Genomic DNA, 2,338 nt, shown 5'->3' with positions numbered 1-2,338 from the left:
AGCTGGTGTTCCTGATGTAGATATCGCAATCACAACACGTGAGCTGGCTCGTATGATCAAGAAAGTCGGCTTGATGTTCAATGAACTGCCGGATGAACAGTTTGATAATCCGATGGGTGAATCCACAGGTGCAGCTGTTATCTTCGGTGCAACAGGTGGCGTTATGGAAGCTGCTTTAAGAACTGCAGTTGAGACACTGACAGGCGAAGAACTGAAGAATGTAGAATTTCAGGAAGTTCGTGGTACAGAAGGTATCAAAGAAGCAACATACAATGTTGCAGGCATGGATATCAACGTTGCAGTTGCATCCGGACTTGGCAATGCAAGAAAGCTTCTTGATAAGGTGAAATCCGGCGAAGCAAACTACCACTTCATTGAGATCATGGGATGCCCTGGCGGCTGTGTCAACGGCGGCGGTCAGCCTCAGGTACGTGGTAGCGTTCGTAACTTTACAGATGTACGTGCAATCCGTGCAAAGGCTCTGTATGACAACGATGCGGCTAAACCAATTCGTAAGTCTCATGAGAATCCGGCTATCCAGCAGCTCTACAAAGAGTACTTTGGCGAACCGGGAAGCCATAAAGCTCATGAAGTACTGCATACAACATATGTAAAACGAGTTATCAATAAATAATCAAAAAAGAGGAGCTTATGCACGAATGTGCAAAGCTCCTTTTTATGATATAAAGATTTGAAAATACCATTCCTGTAATCTGGGATACGGCCAGGTTGGATTTGACCGAAATGGCAATGCCGATGGTCATGAGAAAAAGCCCAGCAAAATACATGGGTATATAGTTGGTTCTGAATAACTAAAAATAATAAAAGCGCTGTTGGCAGTACAGCGCTTTTATTATTAAAAAGAGGAAAGTTTATGAAAAAGATTTATAAACGAAAACTTTGTCATTTCCTTTTCGTTTATGTCTATACTATACCATTCGCTTGTGACCAAATTGTGTCGAAGTTCTGAATAAAAAGTGAAGAATGGACACAAATCGTTATGAAAATGTAATTGTTGAAGGGGATGTATGGATCTATATCGAAGATTATGCCATTGAAGGCATGGAAAAGGAAGTTCAGCCGGATTTGAACAAAACCTATAAGTTGGCCCTTCAGCTTTTCAATACAACTGCTTTTTCATGGTCACCGGATATCATTGATGTGGCCAATGCCCATACTATTGGTGAGAACTTTACACCATCCTTTATTCCGCCGCATACAAGAATCAACAGAGGTGATATTATTCGTCTGGACGGCGGTAATGTCATCGAACAGGGACCGTCGGAGGAAATATTTGTTTCCCCAACCCAGGAGAGAACGCGACAGTTCTTTAGCCGTTATTTACCGGAATTTACTTATAATATTTAAAATGATATGAAATGCAAAGAAATCTATTTTGCAGTTGACAGAATATGGAAATTATATAAAAATAGAAGAAAAAGGGGATTTTATTATGGGTGAAGAAAAGAGAACGTTAAGCTGTACGGACTGTGGTGTGCTGAATTGTCATAAGCGCAATGCATCGTATCCGGAGTTCTGTTTGACAGAAAAGCTGACAGACGAAGACATCGCAGAAACGACAGCACTCTATGAGGATGAAGAAAATCGAAAGGTATCAGTGATCTCGGCGGAGATTGAGGGCGAATTCTATGGCAAGTATACACGTGTTGATGAAATCATTGAATTTGCAAAGCGAATGGGGTACAAGAAGATTGGCATTGCAACATGTGTCGGTCTGATTGAGGAGAGCAGGATTTTTGCAAGAATTCTTCGGAAGAATGGCTTTGATGTATACAGTGCAGTCTGTAAGGTGGGTTCTTTTAATAAAACAGATATCGGTCTGGATGAGAAGTATACATGTGTGACAGGCAATGTGATGTGTAACCCGATCCTGCAGGCGAAGCTTCTGAACAAAGCAGGCACAGATCTGAATGTAGTTATTGGCCTTTGTGTAGGACATGACAGTCTGTTTTATAAGTATTCAGAAGCACTGTCAACAACGCTGGTTACAAAGGACCGTGTGCTCGCACATAATCCGGTTGGCGCATTGTATCAGGTTAAAGCGTACTATAAGCGATTACTGGATGATTAAGGAAAACTGAGAATGAAAAAGGACGCCTCCGTCCGGCGATGTCATTAAAAGGAAGATGACATTCGCCTGGTAGGGGCGTCTTTTTTGATGAATGCAATTTGGATCAATCAGCAGTTTTTCTGGATTCTTGCGGTCATGAACTGCTCGAATTCTTCGGCTGTTCCCTTAGTGAAGCCGTTTTTGTCCATGACGACGTAGCTGTTCTCGTAGCGGAGCAGAAAGTAGTGGGACCAGGTTTCGATGCCG

At 42.2% G+C, this 2,338-nt stretch carries 3 protein-coding genes; all 3 read left to right on the top strand.

What is annotated here, in order from left to right:
- On the top strand, nucleotides 1-634 hold a 634-nt coding region (locus WMO25_RS17210; RefSeq protein WP_349086398.1), incomplete at its 5' end, for a [Fe-Fe] hydrogenase large subunit C-terminal domain-containing protein.
- Between the two features lie 350 nt (nucleotides 635-984).
- Nucleotides 985-1,368 (top strand): hypothetical protein, encoded by a 384-nt coding sequence (locus tag WMO25_RS17205; protein ID WP_349086396.1) that lies wholly within the window; start codon nucleotides 985-987, stop codon nucleotides 1,366-1,368.
- An 85-nt stretch (nucleotides 1,369-1,453) separates the two neighbouring features.
- Entirely contained in the window at nucleotides 1,454-2,092 is a 639-nt protein-coding gene (locus WMO25_RS17200; protein WP_015513466.1) for a DUF1847 domain-containing protein, read from the top strand.
- Nucleotides 2,093-2,338 lie beyond the last annotated feature (246 nt).

This window comes from Coprococcus intestinihominis (genome assembly GCF_040096555.1).
Taxonomy (GTDB): Bacteria; Bacillota; Clostridia; order Lachnospirales; family Lachnospiraceae; genus Coprococcus_A; species Coprococcus_A intestinihominis.
Note: the sequence above shows the minus strand (reverse complement) of the source record. Positions and strands in the feature narration are given on the sequence as shown.